This is a genomic window from Bradyrhizobium sp. F1.13.3 (genome assembly GCF_040548265.1).
Classification (GTDB): Bacteria; Pseudomonadota; Alphaproteobacteria; order Rhizobiales; family Xanthobacteraceae; genus Bradyrhizobium.
The window spans coordinates 724703-745697 of record NZ_JBEPRI010000002.1 but is presented as its reverse complement, the minus strand read 5'-3'; the positions used below and the strand labels follow the sequence as shown (position 1 = coordinate 745697).

The 20995-nt window shown below is 65.1% G+C and carries 20 protein-coding genes; 11 read left to right on the top strand and 9 right to left on the bottom strand.

The annotated features are described in order from the left end of the window. Positions 1–6 precede the first annotated feature (6 nt). The 4 genes from pyrF to ABIB66_RS08265 all read left to right on the top strand — a co-directional run bounded on the left by pyrF (position 7) and on the right by ABIB66_RS08265 (position 2803). A complete protein-coding gene (gene pyrF, locus ABIB66_RS08280; RefSeq protein WP_354205587.1) occupies positions 7–717 on the top strand; it encodes an orotidine-5'-phosphate decarboxylase in 711 nt (236 codons plus the stop codon). Between the two features lie 21 nt (positions 718–738). Further along, positions 739–1050 carry a DUF1330 domain-containing protein gene (locus tag ABIB66_RS08275; protein WP_354205589.1) on the top strand — a complete coding sequence of 104 codons (312 nt, stop codon included), beginning with the start codon at positions 739–741 and terminating at the stop codon, positions 1048–1050. A 294-nt stretch (positions 1051–1344) separates the two neighbouring features. Then, positions 1345–2160 carry a 4-hydroxy-tetrahydrodipicolinate reductase gene (dapB, locus tag ABIB66_RS08270; protein WP_275168924.1) on the top strand — a complete coding sequence of 272 codons (816 nt, stop codon included), beginning with the start codon at positions 1345–1347 and terminating at the stop codon, positions 2158–2160. A gap of 19 nt (positions 2161–2179) precedes the next feature. Beyond that, positions 2180–2803 (top strand): 2,3-bisphosphoglycerate-dependent phosphoglycerate mutase, encoded by a 624-nt coding sequence (locus ABIB66_RS08265; protein ID WP_354205592.1) that lies wholly within the window; start codon positions 2180–2182, stop codon positions 2801–2803. 184 nt (positions 2804–2987) lie between these two features. Here ABIB66_RS08265 and ABIB66_RS08260 read toward each other — a convergent pair whose 3' ends face one another. Both ABIB66_RS08260 and ABIB66_RS08255 read right to left on the bottom strand, forming a co-directional pair. After that, a complete protein-coding gene (locus ABIB66_RS08260) occupies positions 2988–3884 on the bottom strand; it encodes a methylated-DNA--[protein]-cysteine S-methyltransferase (protein ID WP_354064251.1) in 897 nt (298 codons plus the stop codon). A gap of 56 nt (positions 3885–3940) precedes the next feature. After that, positions 3941–4474 (bottom strand): DUF2244 domain-containing protein, encoded by a 534-nt coding sequence (locus ABIB66_RS08255; RefSeq protein ID WP_354205594.1) that lies wholly within the window; start codon positions 4472–4474, stop codon positions 3941–3943. Between the two features lie 22 nt (positions 4475–4496). On the opposite strand from ABIB66_RS08255, the gene nth reads away from it, so the two are divergent. Genes nth through ABIB66_RS08240 form a run of 3 tightly spaced genes read left to right on the top strand, consistent with a single transcriptional unit; the run spans position 4497 to position 8035 of the window. Continuing rightward, the gene (nth, locus tag ABIB66_RS08250) at positions 4497–5249 is read left to right on the top strand and encodes an endonuclease III (protein WP_354205596.1); all 753 of its coding nucleotides are present in this window, start codon (positions 4497–4499) and stop codon (positions 5247–5249) included. Between the two features lie 34 nt (positions 5250–5283). Further along, the gene (locus ABIB66_RS08245) at positions 5284–6420 is read left to right on the top strand and encodes an HlyD family secretion protein (protein WP_354205598.1); all 1137 of its coding nucleotides are present in this window, start codon (positions 5284–5286) and stop codon (positions 6418–6420) included. Next, positions 6407–8035 carry an MFS transporter gene (locus ABIB66_RS08240; RefSeq protein ID WP_354205600.1) on the top strand — a complete coding sequence of 543 codons (1629 nt, stop codon included), beginning with the start codon at positions 6407–6409 and terminating at the stop codon, positions 8033–8035. The genes ABIB66_RS08245 and ABIB66_RS08240 overlap by 14 nt, the downstream gene beginning before the upstream one ends. Positions 8036–8109: 74 nt before the next feature. On the opposite strand, the gene ABIB66_RS08235 is transcribed toward ABIB66_RS08240, so the two are convergent. Next, positions 8110–8850 carry a sulfate transporter family protein gene (locus tag ABIB66_RS08235; RefSeq protein ID WP_354205602.1) on the bottom strand — a complete coding sequence of 247 codons (741 nt, stop codon included), beginning with the start codon at positions 8848–8850 and terminating at the stop codon, positions 8110–8112. Positions 8851–9044: 194 nt separating this feature from the next. Here ABIB66_RS08235 and ABIB66_RS08230 point away from each other — a divergent pair, with 194 nt between their 5' ends. Together ABIB66_RS08230 and ABIB66_RS08225 are read left to right on the top strand one after the other, a co-directional pair. Next, the gene (locus ABIB66_RS08230; RefSeq protein ID WP_354254672.1) at positions 9045–10238 is read left to right on the top strand and encodes a CaiB/BaiF CoA transferase family protein; all 1194 of its coding nucleotides are present in this window, start codon (positions 9045–9047) and stop codon (positions 10236–10238) included. Beyond that, positions 10235–11179, top strand: a complete 945-nt coding sequence (locus ABIB66_RS08225; protein WP_354205605.1) for a hydroxymethylglutaryl-CoA lyase — start codon at positions 10235–10237, stop codon at positions 11177–11179. The genes ABIB66_RS08230 and ABIB66_RS08225 overlap by 4 nt, the downstream gene beginning before the upstream one ends. 45 nt (positions 11180–11224) lie before the next feature. Here ABIB66_RS08225 and nikR read toward each other — a convergent pair whose 3' ends face one another. Both nikR and ABIB66_RS08215 read right to left on the bottom strand, forming a co-directional pair. Further along, positions 11225–11671 carry a nickel-responsive transcriptional regulator NikR gene (nikR, locus tag ABIB66_RS08220; protein WP_354064267.1) on the bottom strand — a complete coding sequence of 149 codons (447 nt, stop codon included), beginning with the start codon at positions 11669–11671 and terminating at the stop codon, positions 11225–11227. A 51-nt stretch (positions 11672–11722) separates the two neighbouring features. Then, positions 11723–14158 (bottom strand): heavy metal translocating P-type ATPase, encoded by a 2436-nt coding sequence (locus tag ABIB66_RS08215; RefSeq protein WP_354205607.1) that lies wholly within the window; start codon positions 14156–14158, stop codon positions 11723–11725. A 50-nt stretch (positions 14159–14208) separates the two neighbouring features. On the opposite strand from ABIB66_RS08215, the gene ABIB66_RS08210 reads away from it, so the two are divergent. Continuing rightward, positions 14209–14484 (top strand): metal-sensitive transcriptional regulator, encoded by a 276-nt coding sequence (locus tag ABIB66_RS08210; RefSeq protein ID WP_354064271.1) that lies wholly within the window; start codon positions 14209–14211, stop codon positions 14482–14484. Positions 14485–14584: 100 nt separating this feature from the next. Here the strand turns inward: ABIB66_RS08210 and ABIB66_RS08205 are convergent, their stop codons facing one another. Continuing rightward, positions 14585–15553: a C40 family peptidase gene (locus ABIB66_RS08205; RefSeq protein ID WP_354064273.1), complete on the bottom strand. Its 969-nt coding sequence runs from the start codon at positions 15551–15553 to the stop codon at positions 14585–14587. 192 nt (positions 15554–15745) lie between these two features. On the opposite strand from ABIB66_RS08205, the gene ABIB66_RS08200 reads away from it, so the two are divergent. Beyond that, positions 15746–17134: a flavin monoamine oxidase family protein gene (locus ABIB66_RS08200; protein ID WP_354205611.1), complete on the top strand. Its 1389-nt coding sequence runs from the start codon at positions 15746–15748 to the stop codon at positions 17132–17134. 139 nt (positions 17135–17273) lie between these two features. On the opposite strand, the gene ABIB66_RS08195 is transcribed toward ABIB66_RS08200, so the two are convergent. From ABIB66_RS08195 to ABIB66_RS08185, 3 genes are all read right to left on the bottom strand, one after another. Beyond that, positions 17274–18044: a sulfite exporter TauE/SafE family protein gene (locus ABIB66_RS08195; RefSeq protein WP_354205613.1), complete on the bottom strand. Its 771-nt coding sequence runs from the start codon at positions 18042–18044 to the stop codon at positions 17274–17276. Between the two features lie 23 nt (positions 18045–18067). Next, complete coding sequence (gene pheT / locus ABIB66_RS08190; RefSeq protein WP_354205615.1) at positions 18068–20476, bottom strand: phenylalanine--tRNA ligase subunit beta; 2409 nt, start codon at positions 20474–20476, stop codon at positions 18068–18070. Between the two features lie 82 nt (positions 20477–20558). Next, entirely contained in the window at positions 20559–20942 is a 384-nt protein-coding gene (locus tag ABIB66_RS08185) for an endonuclease domain-containing protein (protein WP_354205617.1), read from the bottom strand. Between the last annotated feature and the right edge of the window lie 53 nt (positions 20943–20995).

The window sequence follows — 20995 nt, the reverse complement described above, 5'->3', positions numbered from 1 at the left end:
GGTGACATGACGCCAGCCGAGATTGCCCCGAAAGACCGCCTGATCGTCGCGCTCGATCTGCCCGGCGTTGATGCCGCGGAAGCGATGGTCAACCGGCTCGGCGACAGCGTCACCTTCTACAAGATCGGCTATCGGCTCGCTTATGCCGGCGGCTTGCCGCTGGTCGGCAAGCTCGCCGACAAGGGCAAGAAGGTCTTTCTCGATCTCAAGCTGCACGACATCGGCAACACCGTGGCGCAGGGCGTCGACAGCATCACCAGGCTCGGCGCAACCTTCCTCACCGTGCACGCTTATCCGCAGACCATGAAGGGTGCCGTCGAAGGTCGCGGCAGCTCGAAGCTGAAGATTCTCGCCGTCACTGTTCTGACGTCCTACAACGAGGACGATCTGCACGCGGCGGGCTTCCGGCTCGGCGTCTCCGAGCTCGTCGAAGCGCGCGCGTACCAGGCGCAGGTGCTCGGCATCGACGGGCTGGTATCGTCGCCCGAGGAAGTCGGAGCCTTGCGCAAGATCGTCGGCCACCAGATGAGCCTCGTCACTCCCGGCATCCGGCCGGCGGGCGCGGCGAGCGGCGACCAGAAACGCATCATGACGCCGGGCCGCGCGATTGCGGCCGGCGCGGACCATCTCGTCGTCGGGCGGCCGGTGGTGGAAGCCACGGACCCCAAGGCGATTGCGGAGGCTATTCAGGCTGAGATTGCGCAAGCGCTCGGCTAATCAACAACAGGGAGAAGAACAATGGCAAAAGGCTACTGGATCGGACGCGTCGACGTGAGCAGTGACGAGGGCTACAAGCCCTATGCCGTCGCCAATGGTCCGATCTTCAAGAAATGGGCTGGCCGCTTCGTCGTCCGCGCCGGCAAGTTCACCACTGTCGAAGGCAGTAGCCGCACCCGTAACGTCGTGATCGAATTCCCGGACTACGAGACCGCGATCGCCTGCTACAACTCGCCGGAATACCAGGCCAACATCAAGGTGCGCCAGCCGCACTCCATCGCCGACCTCATCATTATCGAGGGCTATGACGGCCCGCAGCCGTCAGACGGCTGAGGCCCCATCGAAGCTGGGCCGCCGTCTTGCTCTCCGCTTCCGAGCGGCGGCAAACATATGAGCAACAGGTCGTCATGCCCGGGCTTGTCCCGGGCATCCACGTTCTTCGTGCCGTGTGGTGAGGCGTGGATGGCCGGGACAAGCCCGGGCATGACGCCGTGGAGCCCTTCGCACCTGAACTCTCGCGTGCGATAGCCCCCCTCCGGGGGCCGTAAGAGCTTGCCCGTCAGCCTAATCCCCCTCGGTTGCCGGAACTGCGTCCCCCCGCTACAACGACCGTGAGAGGATCGCACCATGTCCGACATGCGCTTGATTGTTGCTGGAGCCGGCGGCCGGATGGGCCGGGCGCTGACACGGGCGATTGCCGAGAGCAAAGGCGCGGTGCTGGCCGGCGCGCTGGAGGCGCCGGGCTCGGAGCTGCTCGGCAAGGATGCCGGCGTGCTCGCAGGCCTGCCGGCCAACGGCATCAAACTTTCCGGCGATCTCTGGGCGTTATCAAAGGACGCCGACGGCATTCTGGATTTCACCGTGCCCGCGGCGACCCTCGCCAATGTCGCGATCGCCGCCGAGCGCGGCCTCGTGCACGTGGTCGGAACGACGGGGCTGTCAGGCTCCGACAACGCGGTGATCAAGAGCGTCACCAACCGCGCGGTGGTGGTGCAGTCCGGCAATATGAGCCTCGGTGTCAATCTGCTCGCCGCCGTGGTCAAGCGCGTCGCCAAGGCGCTCGACGAGAGCTTCGACATCGAGATCGTCGAAACCCATCATCGCATGAAGATCGACGCGCCCTCGGGCACGGCGCTGATGCTGGGTCAGGCGGCGGCCAGCGGCCGCGGCATCGCGCTCGACGAGCATGCAGATCGCGGCCGCGACGGCATCACCGGCGCGCGCAAGCCCGGCGACATCGGCTTTGCGTCGTTGCGCGGCGGCACCGCGGCCGGCGATCACAGCGTGAGCTTCCTCGGCCCGTTCGAGCGCCTGACGCTGTCGCATCACGCGGAGGATCGCATGCTGTTCGCCCACGGCGCGCTGAAGGCCGCGCTCTGGGCGCATGGCAAGAAGCCGGGGCACTACTCCATGGCCGACGTGCTCGGCCTGTCTGACATCTGAACGAAACGGAAAGCAGTCAATGAGCGAACGTCTTCTCGTGCTGGTGCGGCACGGCCAGAGCGAATGGAATCTGAAGAACCTGTTCACGGGCTGGAAGGATCCTGACCTTACCGAGCTCGGCGTCAAGGAAGCCTCGGAAGCTGGCCGCAAGCTGAAGGCGCAGGGTCTCGTGTTCGACGTCGCCTACACCTCGGTGCTGACGCGCGCACAGCACACGCTCGATCTCATTCTCGGCGAGCTCGACCAGAAGGCCCTGCCGACGACGAAGAACCTCGCGCTGAACGAGCGCGACTATGGCGATCTCTCCGGCCTCAACAAGGACGACGCCCGCAAGAAATGGGGCGAGGACCAGGTGCTGATCTGGCGACGCTCCTACGACGTGCCGCCGCCCGGTGGCGAAAGTCTGAAAGACACGCTGGCGCGCGCACTGCCGTATTACGTTCAGGAGATCCTGCCCGGCGTGCTCAACGGCAAGCGCACCTTGGTTGCCGCTCACGGCAATTCGCTGCGCGCGCTGATCATGGTGCTGGAAAAGCTCTCGCCCGAAGGCATCTTGAAGCGCGAGCTCGCGACGGGTGTGCCGATCATCTATCGCCTCAATGCGGATTCGACGGTGGCCTCGAAGCTGGACCTGGCGGGTTAAAGACGTTCGCGCGCGACGGAGCCGGCTAAATACTCAGCCGTCATCCTGGCGAAAGCCAGGACCCATAACAACTGTCGTTGGTTTTGCGATGACTGGTGGTTGGCAGTCGGCGCCAAAACATCTCCTTGGGGTAATGGGTCCTGGCTTTCGCCAGGACGACCACGTTGAGGCAATTGCAAATGATCTACTGCATCCCCAGCTGCCCGGCCTCCCAGCCCAGCATCGCTTGCTTGCGGGTGATGCCCCAGTGGTAGCCGGTGAGCGTGCCGCTCTTGCCGAGCGCGCGGTGGCAGGGCACGACAAAGGAGACCGGGTTCTTGCCGACGGCAGCGCCGACGGCGCGTGAGGCTTTCGGGCTGTTGATGTTGCAGGCGATGTCAGAATAGGACACCGCACGGCCCATCGGGATCTTCAGCAGCGTCTCCCACACCCGGACCTCGAAATCGGTGCCGATCATCACCACGCGCAGCGGCTGATCCGGCCGCCACAGTTTTGTGTCGAAGATGCGCTGCGCCAATGGCGCGGTACCTTCGTGATCCTCGACGTAGGTTGCGTTCCGCCATCGCCGCGTCATGTCGGCAAATGCCACCTGTTCCTCACCGGGATCGGCGAAAGCGAGGCCCGACAGTCCGCGATCGGTCGCGATCACGATCGCGGTGCCGAACGGCGAGTGATGGAAGCCGTAGCGCAAGATGAGCCCCGCGCCGCCGTTCTTCCATTCGCCCGGCGACATCGCCTCATGGGTGACGAAGAGATCGTGCAGCCGGCCCGGACCCGACAGACCGGAGTCGAGCGCCGCGTCGAGGATGCTCGCGGAGTCCCGCAGCAGGCCCTTGGCGTGATCGAGGGTGAGCGCCTGCATGAAAGCCTTCGGTGTGATCGAGGCCCAGCGGCGGAACAGATGGTGGAGCTCATCCGGCGTGACGCCGGCCGCATCCGCCATCGCCTCGATGGTCGGCTGTGCGCGCCAGTTTTCCGAAATGAAGGCGATCGCCCGGCGCACGGAATCATAGTCGCGCAACGCGGCGTTCTGGGAGCCCGGCCCGGCCAGGCGCTGGTCATGTATCGCGAGTGTCATCATGACCACAAATGTAGGAGAGGGCAGGGTACGAAACCACCCGATTTCCGATCCGCAAATCAGGTGACCGGATTGTAGGTCGGCCCGCGCCTGGCGGCATTTAATGCCTCAACCAAGCCTTTGTAGAAACTTGCCTTTTCGTCCGGTCCCAGGAAGCGGGCGATCTGGATCTGGTGACCTCGCGAAATCAGATAGAGATGCTCGATGCCAAAATCCTCGTCGATTTCCGTGTCGAGCCGGACCCAGAGCGGATTGAAGGTCCATTCGACGACCTGGCCGTGCTGGCTGACGCGCCGCACGCGCAATTCAGACGGCGTGACCACGATCTCCTCGCTGGCCCGCGCCGCGCGGAAATTGGCCTTGAAGGCCCACCAGATCACCAGCACATCGAGGCCGAAGAAGCCGAACACCGGCCACGCGCCCATCATCAGGAAGACGAGGCCGGTGACGAAGCTGACGATGCTGAGGAACAGCATCACGGCGAGGAAGCCGGTGCGGTTCAGCGAGCGGTGCGGCGTCAGCCGCGCGGAAAAGATCTGAGGCTCGGCCTCGCTCCCAGATTGTTCGCGCGCAATTTCGTTGCCTGTGCTCATCGTCCCTCAGTATATCCCGATCATGGCGAAAATCACCCGCAAGCCGGCCCCGCGCAAAACGTCCGTGCCGAAGAAAAAGGCAAAGCCGGTCGCGGCAAAACCGAAGGCGGCCGCGAAGAAATCGCTCAAAGCTATGAAGCCCTGGACGCCGCCCGAGGTCCACGAGGCCTTCAGCCGTTTCCGCAAGGCCAACCCCGAGCCGAAAGGGGAGCTCGAGCACGTCAATCCGTTCACGCTGCTGGTTGCCGTGGTGCTGTCGGCACAGGCGACTGACGCCGGCGTCAACAAGGCGACGCGCGCGCTGTTTGCGATCGCCGACACACCGCAGAAGATGCTGGACCTCGGCGAGGAACGCCTGCGCGAGTACATCAAGACCATCGGCCTCTACCGCACCAAGGCGAAAAACGTGATCGCACTGTCGGCGAAGCTGCTCAGCGAGTTCGGCGGCGAGGTGCCGCGCACGCGCGCCGGGATCGAGTCGTTGCCCGGCGCCGGGCGCAAGACCGCCAATGTCGTGCTCAACATGGCCTTCGGCGAGCACACCATGGCTGTCGACACGCATGTCTTCCGCGTCGGCAACCGGACCGGACTTGCGCCCGGCAAGACGCCGCTGGAGGTCGAGCTCGGTCTCGAAAAGGTGATCCCGGCCGAGTTCATGCTGCATGCCCATCATTGGCTGATCCTGCATGGCCGCTATACTTGCATCGCGCGCAAGCCGCGTTGCGAGGTATGCCTGATCAACGATCTCTGCCGGTGGCCGGAGAAGACGGTCTGAGACTGGTGTTCGGAAAGTGTTTTTGGAGTCTATCGTGAGTCAGCAGGAACAAATCCCGTCGTCGCCACCTGCTGCCACACCGGCGCCGCCACCGAAGCCTACGCAGCCACCGGCGAGCTCGCTATGGAGCCGGCTTGCGATTCCGCTGTTCGCGGTGATCGTCGCACTCGGCTTCGTCGCGCTGGCAACCCAGCGCTTCGACGAATGGGTCGGCAATTCGGTGGTCCAGACCACCAACGACGCCTATGTGCGCGCCGAGCTGACGCGGCTTGCCAGTCGCGTCTCCGGCGAAGTACTGACCGTCGGAGTCACCGACTTCCAGCGCGTCAAGGCCGGCGATCTCCTGATCCAGATCGATCCTGCCGACTATGAAGCGCAAGTCGCGCAATCCGAGGCCGCGGTTGCCGCCGCGCAAGCCGTGCTCGACAATCTGGCCAACCAGATCGAGCTGCAATATGCGACGATCGCGCAGGCGCAAGCCGCACGGCTCTCGGCCGAAGCCATGGAGGTCGAGGCGCGGCAGGAGCAGGAGCGTCAGCAATCGCTGACGCAGACCGAATCCGGCACTCGGCAGCGCTTCGAGCAGGCGGTCGCAGGCTACGCCAAGGCGCAGGCCGATGTGCGCGCAAGCCGTGCCGTGATCGCGGCCCAGCAGCACCAGCTCGAAGTCCTGCAAGGCAACAGGAAGCAGCGCGCCGCCGATCTCGAAGCGACCAAGGCGACGCTGGCGAGTGCGAAGCTCAAGCTCGGCTACACCAGGATATCGGCGCCGTTCGACGGCGTCGTCGGCGAGCGGCAGGTCCAGCCCGGCGACTACGTCAACATCGGCACCAACCTCATCAACGTCGTGCCGTTGCCGAAGGTCTATGTGATCGCGAACTACAAGGAGACCCAGCTTACCCACGTCGCACCGGGCCAGCCGGTCGAGATCACCGTCGACAGTTTCCCGCGCGAGAAGCTGCGCGGCCGGGTCGAGCGCATTGCGCCCGCGACCGGCGCGCAGGTCGCGCTGCTGCCGCCGGACAACGCAACCGGTAACTTCACCAAGGTCGTGCAACGCATTCCCGTGCGCATCCAGTTCGACGACAACCAGCCGTTGCTGGCGCGGCTGGTGCCGGGCATGTCGGTCGTCACGAGCATCGACACCAAGGCCGGCAATGGCGGAAAATGACGATTCCAGCCGCGGGCCGCTCTCGCGCGGCGGCGTCGCCCCGCAGCCGCTGTTTGCGGTGGCGGCGGTGCTGCTCGGCTCGTTCCTCGCCAATTTCGACAGCCGCCTGACCACAATAGGCCTGCCGGACCTGCGCGGCGCGTTCTCGCTCTCGTTCGACGAAGGCGCCTGGCTCTCCACGGCAGGCATCGGCTCGCAGATCTTCATAGCGCCTGCGGTGGCCTGGCTTGCCACCGTATTCGGCCTGCGCCGCGTGCTCGGCATCCCCAGCCTCGTCTATGCCGCGGTCTCGCTGATCATCCCGTTCGTGCACGACTATCCGACATTGCTCGCGCTCAGCGTCGTGCATGGCCTCTTGCTCGGCACCTTCGTGCCGGCGACGCTGATGATCGTGTTCCGCAATTTGCCGATCCGCTGGTGGCTCCCGGCGATCTCGATCTATTCGATCCGCGTCGGCTTTGCGCTGGACACGTCAAGCTCGCTGGTCGGCTTCTATGTCGACCATCTCGGCTGGCAATGGCTGTACTGGCAGAGCGTCGTGATCGCGCCCCTGATGGGCCTGATGGTTTATTGGGGTACGCCGAACGAGCCGGTGAATCGCGCTTTGCTGCGCGAGGCCGATTGGGGCGGCATGCTGCTGCTCGGCGCGGGCGTTTCGATGATCTATGCCGGGCTCGACCAGGGCAATCGGCTGGACTGGCTGGGGTCGGGAACGGTGATGGCATTGATCACTGCCGGCGCGGTGCTGGTCGCGGGCTTCCTCATCAACGAGGCCCTGGTGCGACAGCCATGGGCGCATATCAACGTGCTGTTCTCGCGCAATATCGGTCTCGGGCTGGTCCTGATCCTGCTCTATACGCTGACCAGCCTCTCCAACGCGTCGCTGGTGCCGAATTTCCTCGCCACCATCGCCCTGCTCAGGCCGGAGCAGAGTGGCTTGCTGCTGCTTACCTACGGCGCGTTGCCGATGTTCGTGCTGGTGCCGCTCTCGATCTGGCTGCTGCGGCATTTCGATACGCGCACGGTAGTGGTCGTGGGATTTGCCTGCTTCGCCGCCGCCAATCTCTGGGGCACGCAGCTCAGCCATGATTGGGCGCGCGAGCATTTCGCCGGCATCGTGCTGCTCCAGGCGATCGGGCAGTCGCTGACCTTGCTGCCGCTGATCATCACGCTGCTGTCCAATTCCGATCCGAGCCGTGCCACCTCGTTTGCCGCCTATATCCAGATCATGCGGCTCGGCGGCGCCGAGATCGGGGTGGCGTTGATGGGGACGTGGCTGCGGGTCCGCGAGCAGATCCATTCCTTCTATCTCGGCCAGAATCTCGGCGTCGGTGACGTCGATGTGGTCCGCATGCTGAAACAGCTCACCGACCATTTTGCGGCCCATGGTGCTGGCTCGGCACAGGCGCGCGCGGTCGGTACACTCGCGGGCTTGGTGCAGCGTGAGGCCAATGTGCTCGCCTATATCGACGGCTTCTGGCTGTGCTTCTGGGTCGCGATGGCCGCGCTCGGCGTCGTTGCGCTGGTCACCCGTGCCCCGCCCGGCCCGTTCACGCCGGCGCCGTTCGGCTTCGCCAGGATGCTGTTGCGGAAGTGCGGGGTGAACGTCGCCTGAACGATGATGGTTGGTTCGTTCGATCGTGCGTGGGGTTGATCAACTCTCCCGCAAGCGGGAGAGGGAGCGTCCAGTCACCGCATTTGCCGCGCCGGTTCGATCAGCTCGGGCCGCGGGCCTGACAGCCGCTTGTGCATGTGGACCATGAAGGCCATGGCGAAGATCGGCGTCGCCAGATTGAGGATCGGGATCGAGACGAAGGCTGCGATGAACAGGCCCGCCGTGAAGATGGTCGCGGCATTGTCGCGCCGCATCGCCTTGGCTTCCTCCGGCGAGCGAAACCGCATCGCCGCGAGCTCGAAATATTCGCGGCCGAGCAGCCAGGCCGTGGCGAGGAAGAAGACCAGGAAGCCGGCGCCGGCGAAAAGCACCAGCGGCAACGCGACCAGATAGACCAGGATCGTCAGCAGCGCGGTCTTGACGCCCTCGTAGATCGCCTGGCTGAAGGGCAGCGCGACGCCGGGCCGCTCGGCCGGATAGTGCTCGCGCTCGACGACGTCGGCGACGTCGTCGACGAACAGGCTCGCCACCAGCGAGGTGATCGCGGGCATCAGGAACACAGCCCCGAACACGACGCCAAGGCCCGCGGCGATCGAAATGATCCAGGACAATACCTCGAGCGATGAGTGCCAGCCCGGACCGAGCAGGCCCTCCAGCCAGGCCTCGCCATAGGTCGCAAACCAGCTCAGGAGCCGCTGCAAGCCGATCGCCAGCACGATGATCAGCACCAGTGCGACGCCGATCGACCGCCACAGGATCGAGCGCATCGGCGGCGAGATCATTTGCGACAGCGCCTTGACGGCGGCATCCAGCATGGGAGCACCTCTCGGGAAAACCACCCGCGAGAGGTAGACACAGCAGGCCCGTTCGGCAAGAGAGATCGGCGGCACCAGCGCAGTGGCGGATTGACCGCTCGCATCAACGAAGCCACGATGAATTCGGCAAGACTGTTGCTTCATCAACCCGCTTGACAACAAGCGGAACCAGCCGGGCAAAGGAACAGGCTCATATGGCGATGGAAGAACCGGCGGCCGGATTGCCGCTTGCAGGCGTGCGCGTCGTCGAGATGACCCACATGGTCATGGGCCCGACCTGCGGCATGATCCTGGCGCAGCTCGGAGCCGACGTGATCAAGGTCGAACCGCCTGCGGGCGACAAGACCCGGAGCTTGGGCGGCATGGGCACCGCCTTCTTTCCGCTGTTCAACCGCGGCAAGCGCAGCGTGGTGCTGGATTTCGAGAAGCCTGAGGATCGCGACACCATGCACCGGCTGCTGGCGACGGCCGACGTGTTCCTGGAGAATTTTCGCGACGGCCAGCTCGAGAAGCAGGGGCTCGGCGCGGACGAATTGCGTCCCCGGCATCCGGGTCTGATCATCGCCGGCCACAAGGGTTTCCTCTCCGGTCCCTACGAGCACCGCCCCGCGCTCGACGAGGTCGTGCAGATGATGGCGGGCCTTGCCGCCATGACCGGCACCAGCGAAAAGCCCCAGCGTGTCGGCTCGTCCGCCAACGACATCATGGGCGGCATGTTCGGCGTGATCGCGATCCTCGCGGCGCTCTATCAAAAGCGCGGAGGACAACGCGACGGCGCCGATATCCGCATCGGCCTGTTCGAGAACTGCCTGTTCCTGGTCGCCCAGCACATGGTCGAATACGAGATGACCGGCAACAAGCCGCGCTCGATGCCGGAGCGCGAGCATGCCTGGCCGATCTACGACATCTTCGAGACCGCCGGCGGCGAGCGCATCTTCATCGGCGTCGTCACCGAAGGCCATTGGCAGAGCTTTTGCCGCGAATTCGGGCTGACTGACTTGCTCGATGATCCCGCCTTGCGCACCACGACCGATCGCATCCTGGCGCGCGGGCGGATCATTCCGCGCGCCGCTGACATCATCAGGCAGTGGGACGTGAAAAAACTGTCCGAGAGGCTCGATGCGCTCAACATCTGCTTCTCGCCCATCAACCGGCCCGAGGATCTCTTCACCGATCCGCATGTGCTGCGGCCGGGTGGGCTCGTCAACAATGTCACCGCCGACGGCAAGCCGTTCCGGGTCCCGGCGCTGCCGATCGAATGGAACGGCAGCCATATCGGCGAAGGCCTGCAGGTCGCGCCGCTCGGCGCCGACACCGCGGTCGTTCGCGCCGAGATCGACAACGAAAATGAAGACGTCACGTCAAAAACAACAGGGAGGCGCGCATGAGCCGGATCCAGGAGATTTACCCCGCGGAGCGCGTCAGCCTGCGCGAGGTGGGCTTGCGCGACGGGCTCCAGCTTGTGAAGAAAATTCCGTCGACCGACGCCAAGCAACGCTGGGTGCGCGAGGAATATGCCTCCGGCGTGCGGCATTTCGAGGTCGGCTCGTTCCTGCCGGCAAAGACGTTTCCGCAGTTCGTTGATGTCCGGGACGTCGTCGCAACCGTCGCTTCATTGCCCGGCGCGCATGGCATCGCGCTTGCGCTCAACGAGCGCGGCGTCAACGAGGCGCTGGAATCCGGCGTCGGCGAGATCGCCTCGGTGGTCTCGGCGACGGAAGAGCACAGCCAGGCCAATGCGCACCGCTCGCGCGAGTCCGCGATCGCCAATCTGAAACGCTTGTGCGAGCTGCGCGATGCCACCAGCCACAAGCCGCTCGTCAACGCGGCGATCTCGATGGCGCTGGGCTGCTCGATCACGGGGGCGGTTGATCCCGCAGAAGTGCTGCGGCTGGTCGACAAGTGCCTCGAGGCCGGTGTCGATTTCGTCGGCATCGCCGACACCGTCGGCTATGCCGGGCCGAAGCAGGTGGCGGAGCTGACGCGTGCGGCGGTGAAGCTCGCAGGGTCAAAGCCGATCTGCATTCATCTCCACGACACCCGCGGAATGGGTATCGCGAACGCGGCCGCGGCGCTCGACGAAGGCGCGCGGATCCTCGACGGCTCGCTGGGCGGCCTCGGCGGCTGCCCCTTCGCCCCCGGCGCGACCGGAAATGTCGTGTTCGAGGATCTCGTGTTCCTGTGCGAGAGCAAGGGCTTTGCGACGGGTATCGATTTGGAGAAGTTGATCGCGGTCCGCAGGATCCTGCGCGAGGAGATGCCGAACGAAACGCTGTATGGCGGCATCGCGCGGGCGGGGCTGCCGGGTGGGAGTGCGAAGGCAGCCTGAGGCTCTTTCTTCACCTCGCCCCGCTTGCGGGGAGAGGGAGAAGTATCAGTCATGCCGGTGCGCCTGCTTGCGCGCTTTCGCCTGCTTGCCGTCACCCGTCGGGATCATCACGACGCGGCCGTAGCGGACGCCGCGTTCGGCGATGATGTGGTCGGCGAAATGTCTGACCTCGCCGGCGTCGCCGCGCAGTGCCGTCATCTCCATGCAATTGTTGTCGTCGAGATGGACATGCAGCGTCGCCAGCGCGAGGTCGTGGTGGCCATGGAATTCCTGCACCAGGCGTTTTGAGAGATCGCGGGCGGCGTGGTCGTAGACATAGACGAGGCCGGCGACGCAGGGCCCGGTCTGTGCGGTGTCCTCGCTGCTCTGTTGCAAGCCGGCGCGCGCGAGGTCGCGGATGATCTCGGAGCGGTTCTGGTAGCCGCGCGCTTCAGCCGCCGCGTCGATCTCCGCCAGGAGATCGTCCTCGATCGTGATCGTAATTCGCTGCATCAGAATGCTCCATCGCGCGCTCGATGCCGTTTTACACGGATTCCACGGTGCTCACAGCCGCGTTGCCCGCAGCCGCAGTGCATTCCCGACCACGCTGACCGAGGACAGCGCCATCGCGGCCGCGGCGATGATCGGTGAGAGCAGCACGCCAAAGGTCGGATAGAGGATGCCAGCCGCGATCGGAATGCCTGCGGCGTTGTAGATGAAGGCGAAGAACAGGTTTTGCCGGATGTTGCTCATCGTCGCCTGCGACAGTTTTCGCGCACGCACGATGCCGATGAGATCGCCCTTCAGCAGCGTGACGCCGGCGCTCTCCATCGCCACATCCGTGCCGGTGCCCATCGCGATGCCGACTTCGGCCGCGGCCAGCGCCGGCGCGTCGTTGACGCCGTCGCCGGCCATCGCGACGCTGCGGCCGGCCTTCTGCAGCTTTGTCACCACCGCGCTCTTCTGATCCGGCAGCACCTCGGCTTCGACATCGGCGATGCCGAGCCTGCGCGCCACTGCCTCCGCCGTGGTGCGGTTGTCGCCGGTCAGCATGATGACCTTGATGCCCTCGGCCGCGAGTGCCTTCAGCGCCTCCGGGGTCGAGGCCTTGACCGGATCGGCGATCGCGAACAGGCCGGCAAGCCGGCCGTCGACGGCCATATTGATCACGGTCGCGCCATCGCCGCGCAGCCGTTCGGCTTCGCCATCGAGCGCTTTGGTGTCGATGCCGATCGACGTCAAATATCTGGCATTGCCGAGCACGATGGTTTTGCCGTCGACCTTGCCGGTGGCGCCCTTGCCCGTCGGTGAATCGAATTGCTCGACCTGGCCCAGCGCGAGCTGCTTCTCCTTTGCGGCGCGCATGATCGCGTCGGCAAGAGGATGCTCGCTGGCGCGCTCGACGCTGGCGGCCAAGCGGAGGATGTCATCTTCCGCAAAACCGGCGGCCGGCACGATCGCGACCACCTTCGGCTTGCCCTCGGTCAGGGTGCCGGTCTTGTCGACCACCAGCGTGTCGACCTTCTCCATCCGCTCCAGCGCCTCGGCGTTCTTGATCAGCACGCCCGCTTGCGCACCGCGGCCGACGCCGACCATGATCGACATCGGAGTCGCCAGGCCAAGCGCGCAGGGGCAGGCGATGATCAGCACGCTGACGGCGGCAACGAGGCCGAAGGCCAGCCGCGGCTCCGGCCCGAACCAGGCCCAGGCCGCGAAAGCAGCGACCGCGACCGCAATCACGGCCGGCACGAACCAGCCCGCGACCTGGTCGGCGAGGCGCTGGATCGGCGCCCGCGAGCGCTGCGCGTCCGCGACCATCTGCACGATCTGCGACAGCAGCGTCTCACGCCCGACCTTTTCGGCGCGCATGATGAAGCTGCCGGACTGGTTGAGCGTGCCGGCGATCACCTTCGCGTCCGTCTCCTTGGTCACCGGCATGGATTCGCCTGTTACGAGCGACTCGTCGAGCGAGGAACGGCCTTCCAGAATGACGCCGTCGACCGGCACTTTTTCGCCCGGCCGCACGCGCAAGCGGTCACCGGCATGAAGTGCGTCAATCTCGACCTCGTGCTCGCCGCCGTCAGCATCGACGCGGCGCGCTGTCTTGGGGGCGAGCTGCAGCAGCGCCTTGATCGCACCCGACGTCGCGTCGCGGGCGCGCAGTTCCAACACCTGCCCGAGCAGCACCAGCACGGTGATGACGGCCGCGGCCTCGAAATACACCGCGATCGCGCCTTCGTGGCCGCGGAACGTTGCGGGGAAGATCTGCGGCGCGATGGTGCCGATCAGGCTGTAGACATAGGCAACGCCCGTGCCCATCGCGATCAGCGTGAACATGTTGAGGTTGCGCGTCAGCAGCGACTGCCAGCCGCGGACGAAGAACGGCCAACCGGCCCACAGCACCACAGGCGTGGCGAAGACGAGCTGGATCCAATTCGACAGCGTCGCATCGATCCAGTTGTGCGGGCCTGCGAGATGGCCGCCCATCTCCAGCACGACGGCCGGTAAAGCCAGCGCGCCGCCGACCCAGAACCGCCGCGTCATGTCGGCAAGCTCGGGATTGGGGCCGGTCTCCAGGCTCGCCAGTTCCGGCTCCAGCGCCATGCCGCAGATCGGGCAGGTGCCGGGTCCGGCCTGGCGGATCTGCGGATGCATCGGGCAGGTGTAGATCGTGCCTGCGGGCATCTCGGGCTCGGGCGTCTTGTCCTTTGCGAGGTACTTTGCGGGATCGGCGGCGAATTTGGTGCGGCAGCCGGCCGAGCAGAAATGGAAGGTCTCGCCGTGATGGTCGAACCGGTGCTTTGAGGTCGCGGGATCGACGGTCATGCCGCAGACGGGATCGCGGACTTTTGCCGCGGCGCCGTGGTCATGCGCGTGATCGCCGTGCGCGCCGCAGCAGGAGGCAGCGGCGGGCTTGTCGACCGGAGCAGCTTTACTGGAACAGCCGCATCCGGAATGTGTTTCCGGCTTGTGATGGTGTTCGTGTTCGGCGTCATTCATTGCCACGCTCCGGCCTTGCAAGTTATACCCTGGGGGGGTATATAGGCCGCATGCGCAAGGACATCAAGGCATCGCTCGGAAAACGTCTCGGCCGGATCGAGGGGCAGGTTCGCGGCCTCTCGAAAATGGTCGAGGAAGACCGCTATTGCATCGACATCGTCACCCAGATCTCGGCGGTCCGCGCCGCACTGCGCCGGGTCGAGGAAGAGGTTTTGAAAGACCACGTCGCCCATTGCGTCGAGCATGCGATCGCGAGCGGCGACAAGGCCGACCAGCGCGAGAAGATCGCGGAGCTGATGGCGGTGATCGGGCGGGCGGAGCGGTAGGTCGCCGTCGTTGCGAGGAGCGTAGCGACGAAGCAATCCAGACTGTTCGGGCAGAGGCAGTCTGGATTGCTTCGCTGCAATGACGATGCTGGAGGAACGGCTACGCCGCCATCTCCAGCGCGTGTCCCCGTGCGCGGTACTTTGCGAGATCGTTCAGCAGCACAAAATGTTCGGAGAAGGCAACGCTCATCTCCGCAGCCGCCTCGCGCATCACTTCTTCAGCCGAAACCGACGCCTCTTCGTCAATCGCTTCAGGAACGAGCGGCGGCGCACAGAACGTTTCTGGAAACACACTGAATGTGCCGGCTACCTCCTCGAGCGGCTTCTGCTTGTCGGCCCAGTGCAAGGCGGTGTAGTCGAAGCCGTGCACGATGGTGGGTTTGACGACTTCGAAATAGGGCGAGATGTCGAAGTCGCGGGGCATGTAGAGCGAGGAATCGCGGATGTGAAGGATCTCGCGGCGGGCGGCGCGGCTGCCGGCCTTGGTGATCTTGGGCAGGATCGGGTAACGCACGGCATCGAAAGCCTGCGCGATCAGGGCCGAGCAGATGATCTTGGTGGGATCGCCGGAGCCGATCGAGATCATGCGGCGGCGCCAGCGCTGCGGGATCGGCAGCGGAAACAGAAAGCGCATCAGGTCGACGATGTTCTTGGTGTCGTAGCCGAAGCCGATGCGGTTGATCGCATAGCGGCAGACCGTGGTGCGGTCCTCATAGGACAACCCGACCGGGCGGCAGAGGCGGGTGTGATAGGGGAAATATTTCGACAGCGGCGCGGACGTGACGCCTTCGCCGATATTGGCCTCGATCAGGACGTGTGGCTCGCCGTCGGGCTCTTCCGCGCCCTCGATCGGGCCGACATAGAGTGCGCCGTGGGACCAGGTCGACTGCGTCAGATATTTGATGATGCCCGAGATGCGGTTGTTGCCCTCGACCAGCAGCACGTCGCCGGGCTCGATGACGCCGCGCAGATGCTCGGGGTCGCTCGGCGTGAACGGCTCATAGCCCGGCACCTCCTTCGAGAGGTACGCGGCAATCAGCTTGCCGACTGAATCCAGGACCGTCCCCATTTCAAAACTCCCCCACGGCCTTTTGCGGCCGTCTTTTTCTCTTCTCTACCATGGTCGGAACGTGTTGCAATTCGGTTCATCGATCTGTGACATCAAGCACGATTGATTCACCATGATGGTTGCCGCGCAACATCAGATACGGCAAGGTTCGCTAGCTGTTCCCGTTTGCTGCAAGTCTCCGGAAACCATGCCATGACAATCACGCGCCGCAGCTTCCTATCGGCGTCGGCGGGCCTTGCCGCGATGCCGGTCCTGCGCGCAACCGCCGCGACCCTGCCGCGCGAGGCTGACATTGTCGTGATCGGCGCGGGCGCGGCCGGAATTGCCGCGGCGCGGCGCATCATGGCGGCCAATCGCAAGGTCGTGGTGGTGGAAGCGGCATCGCAGATCGGCGGCCGCTGCATCACGGATACGACGACCTTCGACACGCCGTTCGATCGCGGGGCGCGCTGGATGCACAATCCCGACACCAATCCGATGATCCGGTTGGCGCGCAGCGCCGGGCTCGACGTTCTGCCGGCGCCATCAGGCCAGAAGATGCGCATCGGCCGCCGCAACGCACGCGCCGGCGAGACCGAGGAATTCCTGGCGGCGCTGGTGCGCGCCAACCGCACCATCGACGAGGCCGCGCGCGGCAAGCTCGATACCGCCTGCGCCTCGGTGCTGCCGAAGGATCTCGGCGACTGGGCCGGTGCGGTCGAGTTCATGCTCGGCGCGAGCTTCGCCGGCAAGGACCTGAAGGAGTTGTCTGCGATCGACAAGGCGCGGGCACAGGATCGCAACGCCGCGATCGCCTGCCGCCAGGGCTTGGGGACCCTGATCACCAAACTCGGTGAGCAGGCGCCGGTCGCGCTGTCGACGCCGGCGAGCCGGATCGTCTGGAGCAATCGCGACGTCAGCGTGGAGACACAGGCCGGCAGGATCGCCGCCCGCGCCGCCATCATCACGGTCTCGACCAACGTGCTGATTTCGGGCGCGATCAAGTTTGGGCCTGACATTCCGAAGCGCACGCTCGATGCCGCGTCGAAGCTCACGCTCGGAAGCTACGATCACATCGTGCTGCAACTGCCGGGCAATCCGCTCGGCCTGTCGCGCGACGACATCCTGATCGAGCAAAGCAACTCGACGCGCACGGCGCTGATGTTCGCCAATATCGGGGGATCCTCGCTGTGTTCGATCGATATCGGCGGTTCGTTCGGCCGCGATCTCACCCAGCAGGGCGAGAAGGCGATGACGGCCTTCGCCAGAGAATGGATCACGAAACTGTTCGGCAGCGAAGTCGCCGCCGCCGTGCAGAAAGCCAGCGCGACGCGCTGGAACGCCTCGCCGTTCGTGATGGGTGCCATGTCGGCGGCCTCCCCGGGCGGTCAGCTCTCGCGAAGAATCCTGACTGAGCCGATCGGCAACATGTTCCTCGCCGGCGAAGCCACGCACGAGACGCTGTGGGGCACAGTCGACGGCGCTTGGGAAAGCGGCGAGCGCGCCGCGGACGCAGCCTTGCGCAAGATCGGCGCGCTGAAGGATGAGCCGGCCGACGTGCCGACGCAGTCGACGAAGAAGCGCAGGGCGAGGCCGCAATAAGCTTAACTCGTCGTCTCGGCGAAGGCCGGGACCCATAACCACAGGATGTGGTTTGGCGAGGACTCGGAGTTACCAGTTCGCGTAACAAAAGCCGATCGGGACTATGGGTCCCGGCCTTCGCCGGGACGACGTGGATGATTCAGCGCAAAATCCCATCCAGCACCGGCAGCCCCGCGATCACGGCCAGCGCGATCAGCCCGTAGCAAATCGCGCGAAACACTTTCTCGCTGGCGCGGCCGAACAGCGACGCGCCGAATGCAACGCCGATCGCATAGACCGGACCAACAATGAGCGAGAGCACCAGCGATTCGCGCGAGATCAGGCCTGTGGTTGCATAGCTGACCATCGAGAAGAAATCCGACGCGCCAAAAAACAGCAAGATGTTGGCGCGCGCGACGATCGGGGCGATGGGGCGGCCGAGCCAATAGCCGACGATCGGCGGGCCGCCGGTCTGCGCGAGGCCGCTACAGAAGCCGGAGAGGCTACCGATGCCGACCGAGAGCCAGGCGTGGTCCTTGCCGCGATAGCGCCAGCCCGACAGCAGCAGAAGCAACAGCGCAGCGACGAAGCAGGAGATGATCCATCGTGTCGTGACGGGTTCGAGCACGCTGAGGAAATAGGTGCCGACGGGGACGCCGACCAGCGCGCCCAGCACGAGCACCGCGGTGGCCTTGCGATCCGCCTTGCGCCAGGCGTCAGGCAGCAGCGGCGCGGCCGCGACGAAATCGATCACGAGGAGCAGCGCGGCAACGAGACGCGGCGCCGCGATGCTGCTCGCCAGCGGCATGAAGATCAGCGCCGAGCCGAAGCCGGAGAAGCCGCGCGCGGTGCCTGAAACGAAAGCGACGGCGCAGAGCGCCGTCGCAACAGTGAAGCTGACGTCCTTCGGAAGAAAGTCAGTGAGATTCATGCTCTATGATTTCTCGAGCATGATCATGCTCGCAAAGTGCCGCCGGTCTTCTTCGTCACCTCCGCCACGATTTTCGCGGCCACGGCCTCGATCTCCTGGTCGGTCAGGGTCTTTTCGCGCGGCTGGATCGTCACCGCGATTGCAATCGACTTCTTGCCGTCGTCGATGCCCTTGCCTTCGTAGACGTCGAACACGTTCACCGCGGTGATCAGCTTTTTGTCGACGCTCTGAGCCGCGCGCACGATGTCGCCGCCCTTCACGGTGCGGTCGACAATGAAGGCGAAATCGCGTGAGACCGGCTGGAATGCCGACAGCTCGATCACGGGCTTGGCGCGGGTCGGCTTCTTCTTCGCCTCGGGGATGCGGTCGAGGATCACCTCGAACACCATCAGCGGGCCACCGGCGCCGAGCGCCTCGAGCGCGCGCGGATGCATCTCGCCGAAATAACCGAGCACGTTCTGCGGTCCGATCTGGATCGTGCCGGAGCGCCCGGGATGCAGCCAGGACGGGCCGCCCGCGACGATCTGAAGGGCCTGCATCGGAGCGCCGGCAGCCGCGAGCACCGCGAGCGCATCGGCCTTGGCGTCGAACAAGTCAGCCTGCGCCGAACCCGACCAGTGCCGTCCGAGACCCTGCGATGATGCAAAACCGCGGCGGACGCCGCTCGCCGCCATGAACTGATCCTGCGGGCGGTCGCCTTTGAACACCTGCCCGACCTCGAACAGGGCGACATCGCCAAAGCCGCGATCGGCATTGGCCTGCGCCGCCGCGATCAGGCCGGCCAACAGGGTCGGGCGCATGTCGGACAAATCCGACGCGATCGGGTTGGCGACTTCGAGTTCGCGCTGGCCGCCGCCGAACAGCTGTGCGGCAGATTTGGTGATGAAGGACCAGGTCACCGCTTCGATGATGCCGCGGCTCGCGAGCGCCCGCCTGGCGCGGCGGGTGCGGAGCTGGAGCGGGGTCAGCACGGATTTTCGTGCGTCCTCGCCCCGCTCGAACGGCGTCATCGGCACCTTGTCGACGCCGTGGATACGGACGACTTCCTCGACGATGTCGGCCTTGCCGTGCACATCGGTCCGCCATGACGGCACCGCGACCTTCACGACGGGGCCCGGGCCCGCCATCATGAAGCCGAGATGGGTCAGGATGCGCTTCATCTCCGGCATCGGTACTTCGATGCCCGAGAGTCGCTTGACCTCGGTGACCGGAAAATCGATCACGCGGTCGTCGCCGAAGGTCTTGCCGACCACGACGTTCTCCGACGGCGTGCCGCCACACATCTCCATCACGAGTTTCGTCGCGAGCTCCAGCCCCGGCACCATGAAGGCCGGATCGACACCGCGCTCGAAACGGTAGCGCGCGTCCGAATTGATGCCGAGCTTGCGGCCGGTCTGGGCGATGTTGATCTCGTTCCACAGCGCCGATTCGATCAGCACGTCGGTGGTGCCTTCGTCGCAGCCCGAGGCCTCGCCGCCCATGATGCCGGCGAGCGATTCGACGCCATGCTCGTCCGCGATCACGCAAATCGTGGGATCGAGGTTGTAGCTGCGGCCGTCGAGCGCGAGCAGCGTCTCGCCGTCACGGGCGCGGCGCACCACGAGATTGCCGTTCACTTTCTTCGCGTCGAACACGTGCAGCGGCCGCGCGCGGTCGTAAGTCATGAAGTTGGTGATGTCGACCAGCGCGTTGATCGGACGCAGGCCGATCGCGGTCAGCCGCTTCTGCAGCCATTCCGGCGAGGGCCCGTTCTTCACGCCGCGCACGAGGCGTAGCGCGAAGCCCGGGCAGAGCGCGGCGTCCTCGACCGTAACATTCACCGGACACGGGAATTCGCCCTTGATCGGCTTGATGGTCGGGTCCTTGAACTTGCCCATGTCGGCAGCGGCGAGATCGCGCGCGATGCCGTGCACGCCGGTGCAGTCCTGCCGGTTCGGCGTCAGATTGATCTCGACCACGGGATCGCCGAGGCCGGCCCATGCGGCGTAAGCAGCGCCGATCGGCGCATCCGCGGGCAATTCCATGATGCCGTCATGGTCGTTGGAAATCTGCAATTCGGCCGCCGAGCACAGCATGCCGCGGCTCTCGACGCCGCGGATGGTGCCGACACCGAGCGTGATGTCCTTGCCGGGAATGTAGGTGCCGGGCGGCGAGAACACGCTGACGAGACCCGTCCGCGCATTCGGCGCCCCGCACACCACCTGCACGGGCGCGCCACCGTCGCCGGTGTCGACCATGCAGACGCGCAGCCGATCCGCGTTCGGATGCTGCTCGGCGGATATCACCTTCGCGATGGTGAAGGGCTTCAGCGCCTTCGCCTTGTCCTCGATGTTCTCGACCTCGAGCCCGATCATGGTGAGCTTCTCGGCGAGCTTTTCCAGCGGCTCGTCGCTGTCGAGATGTTCCTTCAGCCAGGAGAGAGTGAATTTCATGGCTGCGTGCCTCGGCTTTTGTCGGTGTTCACTGAGTTGCTTTGGTCGGTGTCAATGTTCCCTCCCCCCTTGTGGGGGAGGGTCAGGGAGGGGGTAAGCCGCGGGCTCCGGCGGATGCCGCCTGGCGGATTGCCTCAACAACTCCCTCCAGATTTGTCATCACCTGCTCGTTGGTGAAGCGCAGAACCTGAAACCCTTCGGCAGCGAAGAATGCGTCGCGCCGTCGATCCGCCTTTTGGCGCTCTTCGAAATCGTGGGATTCCCCATCGACCTCAATGATGATCTTTGATGAGAAGCACACGAAATCGGCGATGTAGTTTCCGATCGGCGTCTGACGACGGATGCCGACACCATCCATCCGGTTAGCTTTTAGATAGCGCCACAGCAGTGTTTCGGCGCGCGTCATCGCTTGGCGAAGTTGCTTCGCCCGGCCGCGCTGACGCTGGCTTACAACTGCGTGCGGCATCCGCGGCTACCCCCCTCCCTGACCCTCCCCCACAAGGGGGGAGGGAACGGAGA

Coding starts and splice junctions, on each gene's coding strand:
- pyrF (WP_354205587.1), top strand. CDS start 7: ATGACGCCAGCCGAGATTGCCCCGAAAGACCGCCTGATCGTCGCGCTC.
- ABIB66_RS08275 (WP_354205589.1), top strand. CDS start 739: ATGGCAAAAGGCTACTGGATCGGACGCGTCGACGTGAGCAGTGACGAG.
- dapB (WP_275168924.1), top strand. CDS start 1,345: ATGTCCGACATGCGCTTGATTGTTGCTGGAGCCGGCGGCCGGATGGGC.
- ABIB66_RS08265 (WP_354205592.1), top strand. CDS start 2,180: ATGAGCGAACGTCTTCTCGTGCTGGTGCGGCACGGCCAGAGCGAATGG.
- ABIB66_RS08260 (WP_354064251.1), bottom strand. CDS start 3,884: ATGATGACACTCGCGATACATGACCAGCGCCTGGCCGGGCCGGGCTCC.
- ABIB66_RS08255 (WP_354205594.1), bottom strand. CDS start 4,474: ATGAGCACAGGCAACGAAATTGCGCGCGAACAATCTGGGAGCGAGGCC.
- nth (WP_354205596.1), top strand. CDS start 4,497: ATGGCGAAAATCACCCGCAAGCCGGCCCCGCGCAAAACGTCCGTGCCG.
- ABIB66_RS08240 (WP_354205600.1), top strand. CDS start 6,407: ATGGCGGAAAATGACGATTCCAGCCGCGGGCCGCTCTCGCGCGGCGGC.
- ABIB66_RS08235 (WP_354205602.1), bottom strand. CDS start 8,850: ATGCTGGATGCCGCCGTCAAGGCGCTGTCGCAAATGATCTCGCCGCCG.
- ABIB66_RS08230 (WP_354254672.1), top strand. CDS start 9,045: ATGGCGATGGAAGAACCGGCGGCCGGATTGCCGCTTGCAGGCGTGCGC.
- ABIB66_RS08225 (WP_354205605.1), top strand. CDS start 10,235: ATGAGCCGGATCCAGGAGATTTACCCCGCGGAGCGCGTCAGCCTGCGC.
- nikR (WP_354064267.1), bottom strand. CDS start 11,671: ATGCAGCGAATTACGATCACGATCGAGGACGATCTCCTGGCGGAGATC.
- ABIB66_RS08215 (WP_354205607.1), bottom strand. CDS start 14,158: ATGAATGACGCCGAACACGAACACCATCACAAGCCGGAAACACATTCC.
- ABIB66_RS08210 (WP_354064271.1), top strand. CDS start 14,209: ATGCGCAAGGACATCAAGGCATCGCTCGGAAAACGTCTCGGCCGGATC.
- ABIB66_RS08205 (WP_354064273.1), bottom strand. CDS start 15,553: ATGGGGACGGTCCTGGATTCAGTCGGCAAGCTGATTGCCGCGTACCTC.
- ABIB66_RS08200 (WP_354205611.1), top strand. CDS start 15,746: ATGACAATCACGCGCCGCAGCTTCCTATCGGCGTCGGCGGGCCTTGCC.
- ABIB66_RS08195 (WP_354205613.1), bottom strand. CDS start 18,044: ATGAATCTCACTGACTTTCTTCCGAAGGACGTCAGCTTCACTGTTGCG.
- pheT (WP_354205615.1), bottom strand. CDS start 20,476: ATGAAATTCACTCTCTCCTGGCTGAAGGAACATCTCGACAGCGACGAG.
- ABIB66_RS08185 (WP_354205617.1), bottom strand. CDS start 20,942: ATGCCGCACGCAGTTGTAAGCCAGCGTCAGCGCGGCCGGGCGAAGCAA.